This window comes from Aequoribacter sp. (assembly GCF_965659035.1).
Lineage (GTDB): Bacteria > Pseudomonadota > Gammaproteobacteria > Pseudomonadales > Halieaceae > Aequoribacter.
The window spans coordinates 6,705-11,192 of the sequence record NZ_CBFHWH010000011.1 but is presented as its reverse complement, the minus strand read 5'-3'; the positions used below and the strand labels follow the sequence as shown (position 1 = coordinate 11,192).

The window sequence follows — 4,488 nt, the reverse complement described above, 5'->3', positions numbered from 1 at the left end:
AGCCAAGAAGGTTATCTGCGCTATCAAGCGCAATATCTCGATGCCCAGATAAGCGCCCGGAAACTGCAATCAACTGCGCTTGATTTAAAGGATAGCTACGCAAGCCTTCCTCAACTTGAGGTCAGCTACCGCAGTCAAAATCGAGTCATTGAACCTGTGCTGACCGTGCAGTGGACTGACTTCAATCACAGCAACGACCAAGCCATACAGGGCGAGCGAACCTATACCAATGCAGGCTTGGCGCTTAACTGGCAGGGCGCAAGCGCCTACGCCAAAGCCCAGGCCACTTTTCAAGATTTGAGCTACGCATTAGACAACTTGCTTCCCGGCATTGACGACAAACCAACGGCCAGTGCTGATCGTTTTATCCTAGACGCGGGACTTTACTTCGATCGGCGCACATCGAGCGCGCTGACAACGATTAGTCCGCGAATTTATTACCTCAGCAACACCGGCGATGACTCATTAAGTACCCCCCTGTTCGATACACGAATCCGTTCAGCACACAGTAACGCTTGGTTTAAGCCCAGCTTAACCGTTGGCCACGATCGCCTACTCGAAGAAAATAGAGTAACGGCAGCGATCGAGGTAAATCATGTCACCGACGGCTTGGTGTTAGATGCAAGACTAGCCTATTTGTCCTTCATCGACACCCCCGCGACACCCCTGTTGAGGACGCACGCGATGTACCAGTACGACGAGCTACTGGGCATTAACGCTGAAGCTCAATGGGACTCAGGCTTCAGCGCATCGCTCGACATTATTACCGACGCCCAGTCTGGGACAGCACTGAACCAGTTTGCCGAAGTCAGCTGGCAACCCAACACCGGCACGCTGTTGTCTTTGGGCTACTCAAAAGTCGACACTCTTATGACTCCACGCGAGCAGTGGCACGTATCTGGTGCTTATCGTTTAAGCCCAGAATGGCGAGTTTTGTTTGCGGGCAATGTCGACACACGGCACAATGCCAATCTCGAAACGCTACTTGGTTTAGAGTATGACAGCTGTTGTTGGCGCGTGCGGCTCGTACACAGCCAGTACCAAGACGTACCTGACGGTCTTTATTACCAAACTGAGTTAGACTGGCGCGAGGAACAACAAGTACAAATCGAGGTCGTATTAAAAGGTTTAGGCGGTTTTGGCCAAGCCATCGATTCGACACTCAACCAACTGATTAGAGGTTTTCATGAAGCAACTCGTTAAATTAGCGGCAGGTTTGGCATTAGGCTGCGCAATTAGTGGCGCCCAAGCTGCTGTTGAGATCCTAGACAAAGTCATTGCCGTAGTTGACGACGACGTCATCATGGAAAGCGAATTGCAAGAGCGCTTAGTCGTTGTAAAAAACAATATCACCTCGCGCGGTTTAGAAGCACCACCGGAGGATGCACTGGTCCGCGAAACGCTGGACCGCTTAATTCTGGAGAGCATCCAACTGCAGAAAGGCGTTCGCTATGGCATTCGAATCGAAGACCAGCAATTAGCAGCGGCGGTAGGACGTTTAGCCAGCCAAAATGGTTTAACGCCCCAGCAGTTCGTTGATCAGCTAGAACAATCTGGCGGTTCGTATGGCGAGTTACTGGCCAACATCGAGCGCGAAATGATCATTCAGCGCGTTCAGGGTGGTAATGTTAACCAGCGAATTGATATTACCACAGCCGAAATCGAGGCTTTTCTTGACACGGAAGAAGGCCAGCAACTCATTCAACCGGCCTATCGCTTGATTCATGCGCGCCTCGATGTCAGCGACGACATAGATCTGGATGCAGCGCGCACCTACGTCGGGAGCTTAGCCGAGCGAATTAAAGACGGCGAAGAATTTAACGAGGTGATCGGCGCTTCGATAGACCCTTACCAATTCAAGGGCGGTGATTTAGGCATTCGCCCGGAATCTGACTTGCCCTCACTGTTTGCACCCATCGCGCCAACCATGGAACAAGGATCGTTTGCAGGACCCATTGAAAACGGCCGCTCGTTCCACTTTATTTATTTACTGGAGAAACGTGGTGGCACTCAAATTATTCCGCAAACCTCAGTCCGCCACATTCTGATCAAGCCAAGCGAAATTTTGACCAACGAGCAAGCTCAGGAATTAGCCGCCGAATTACGACAACGCGCGCTAAATGGAGAGGACTTTGCCGATCTTGCTCGAGAATATTCAGAGGATATTGGCTCTGCCCAAGAAGGTGGCGACCTAGGGTGGGCGAGCCCCGGCCAGATGGTACCTGTGTTTGAAGAACAAATGTCGAACGCTGAGCTTAACGCCATTACCGAGCCCTTCCAGTCGCAGTTTGGCTGGCATATCCTGCAGGTAATGGATCGTCGCGACCAAGACGTGACTGAACTCGTCAATCGCAACCGCGCGCAAGACTTCCTGCACAACCAAAAGTATCAGGAAGAACTAGAAGCCTGGCTGCAACAGATCCGCGACGAAGCCTTTGTCGACATCAAATAATCGTGGCTACTCTAGCGATTACACTGGGCGAGCCGGCGGGTATCGGCCCAGATATTGTCGCCTCTGCGCTGCAAAACCCAAGCGCACACCGCCGTATCGTTATTGGTTGTGCGACAACACTCAAGGCCAGAGCCCAGCAGTTGGGCTTAGCCATGAACCTGGTTGACTACGGCGACTGCCCTTACGACACCGCCAGTATTGAAGTTATCGACTGCCCAACCGAAGCGTCGGTTATTCCCGGCACCTTAAATACCGCCAATGCAGCCTCGGTGCTGCAAAGCCTCGCACGTGCGGCCCATGGGGCGCTGCGAGGCGAGTTCGATGCCATCATCACAGCACCTGTTCAAAAATCCGTTATCAATGACGCCGGCGTGTCTTTTAGTGGCCACACCGAATTCTTCGCCGAAATGGCGGGGGTGCCAAAAGTCGTCATGATGCTGGTCGCCGGTTCTTTACGTGTCGCATTGGTCACCACCCATCTGCCACTCAGTGCGGTACCCAAGGCGATCACCAGTCAGGCGATCACGGAAACGCTTAATATTACGCAACGTGATTTGCAGCAACACTTTGGCATCGCCAATCCGCGGCTTGCGGTGCTGGGTTTAAACCCTCATGCCGGCGAAGGCGGGCACCTTGGACGTGAAGAAATTGAGATCATTGCGCCCTGCCTAGAGCAGCTCAAGAGCCAAGGTTTCGACCTGCTGGGCCCGCTCCCAGCAGATACCGCATTTCAACCTTTGATTCTGGATCAAGTGGATGCGGTCATTGCACAATATCATGACCAAGGCTTACCCGTTCTTAAATACGCGGGCTTTGGCGAGGCCGTCAATGTCACCCTGGGCTTACCGTTTGTTCGGACCTCGGTTGATCACGGCACAGCACTAGATTTGGCCGGTACTGGACGCGCCAAAACCGGCAGTTTTTCTGCGGCTTTCGAACTGGCCGCGACATTGGCGAATTTAAAATCATGAATCAAAGCTCAGGTCTCTACAAACACAAGGCGCGCAAACGCTTTGGGCAAAATTTCTTGCACGACACGCATGTGATCACGTCGATCGTATCTGCTATTGCGCCAGCGCAAGACGACCATATTGTCGAGATTGGACCAGGTCAGGGAGCTTTAACGGCGGAACTCGTGCCTTATTGTCAGCGCTTGGATGCCATCGAACTCGATCGCGATTTATTAACCTTGCTGCTGGCGAGCTTTTCGATTCACAAAGGGTTTCACTTACACAATCAAGACGCACTGAAGACGGACTACCGCGAGTTGCACCAAGGCAGACCCTTGCGTGTCGTGGGCAACCTTCCCTACAACATCTCCACACCATTGATACTGAAACTATTCGAGTACACCGATATCATTGCCGACATGCACTTTATGTTGCAATCGGAGGTAGTCGACCGCCTGACAGCACAGCCGCACAGCAAGGCTTGGGGGCGCCTGGGTATCGCAGCACAATACTTGTGCCGCGTTGAGCGCATTATCGATGTCCCACCCGAAGCCTTCGATCCCGCTCCAAAAGTGCAATCGGCTGTGGTAAAACTGACTCCGAAAGACTCGAGCAAGGTAGATTTAGAGCAACTCGGGCGCTTGCAGGCCTTAGTTAAGCAAGCATTTGCACAGCGCCGCAAAACACTCAGGAACAACTTGAAAGGCGTGGTATCCGACGTACAGCTCGAGCACTTTGGCATAGATCCAGCCGCACGCGCTGAAACAATTAGCTTAGAACAATGGGTAGCTTTGAGCGATGGCATCGAACAATTCTGACACTAAAGAGGTCACCAAGCTGGATATCCGGGTCTTTACTCAGCCTCAGTATCTGGAAATGCACTCTGATCCAGCGCGCAAACAGTATCGCTTTGCGTACCGCATTCGCATCGAAAACCACAGCGAGGAAACCGTGCGCCTGCTTCGCCGGTACTGGAAAATCACCAATGCCAACGGCAAGATTGATGAAGTAGAAGGTGCTGGCGTCGTTGGCGAAACGCCGACTCTGCGTCCCGGCGCGCATTATGACTACACCAGCGGCTCAAAT

The 4,488-nt window shown here is 52.6% G+C and carries 5 protein-coding genes; all 5 read left to right on the top strand.

Annotated elements, in window-relative coordinates:
• On the top strand, positions 1–1,203 hold a 1,203-nt coding region (gene lptD / locus ACTF5Z_RS03375), incomplete at its 5' end, for an LPS assembly protein LptD (protein ID WP_438984492.1).
• Positions 1,187–2,452, top strand: a complete 1,266-nt coding sequence (locus ACTF5Z_RS03370; protein ID WP_438984491.1) for a peptidylprolyl isomerase — start codon at positions 1,187–1,189, stop codon at positions 2,450–2,452. The genes lptD and ACTF5Z_RS03370, both read left to right, overlap by 17 nt.
• A 2-nt stretch (positions 2,453–2,454) precedes the next feature.
• Positions 2,455–3,423, top strand: a complete 969-nt coding sequence (gene pdxA / locus ACTF5Z_RS03365; protein ID WP_423849301.1) for a 4-hydroxythreonine-4-phosphate dehydrogenase PdxA — start codon at positions 2,455–2,457, stop codon at positions 3,421–3,423.
• Positions 3,420–4,220 carry a 16S rRNA (adenine(1518)-N(6)/adenine(1519)-N(6))-dimethyltransferase RsmA gene (rsmA, locus tag ACTF5Z_RS03360; RefSeq protein WP_438984490.1) on the top strand — a complete coding sequence of 267 codons (801 nt, stop codon included), beginning with the start codon at positions 3,420–3,422 and terminating at the stop codon, positions 4,218–4,220. Before pdxA ends, rsmA begins: the two co-directional genes overlap by 4 nt.
• On the top strand, positions 4,201–4,488 hold a 288-nt coding region (locus ACTF5Z_RS03355), incomplete at its 3' end, for an ApaG domain-containing protein (protein WP_438984489.1). The genes rsmA and ACTF5Z_RS03355, both read left to right, overlap by 20 nt.

What these genes read in the sequence shown, in the direction of transcription:
- ACTF5Z_RS03370 (WP_438984491.1), top strand. Translation starts at nt 1,187, where the DNA reads ATGAAGCAACTCGTTAAATTAGCGGCAGGTTTGGCATTAGGCTGCGCA.
- rsmA (WP_438984490.1), top strand. Translation starts at nt 3,420, where the DNA reads ATGAATCAAAGCTCAGGTCTCTACAAACACAAGGCGCGCAAACGCTTT.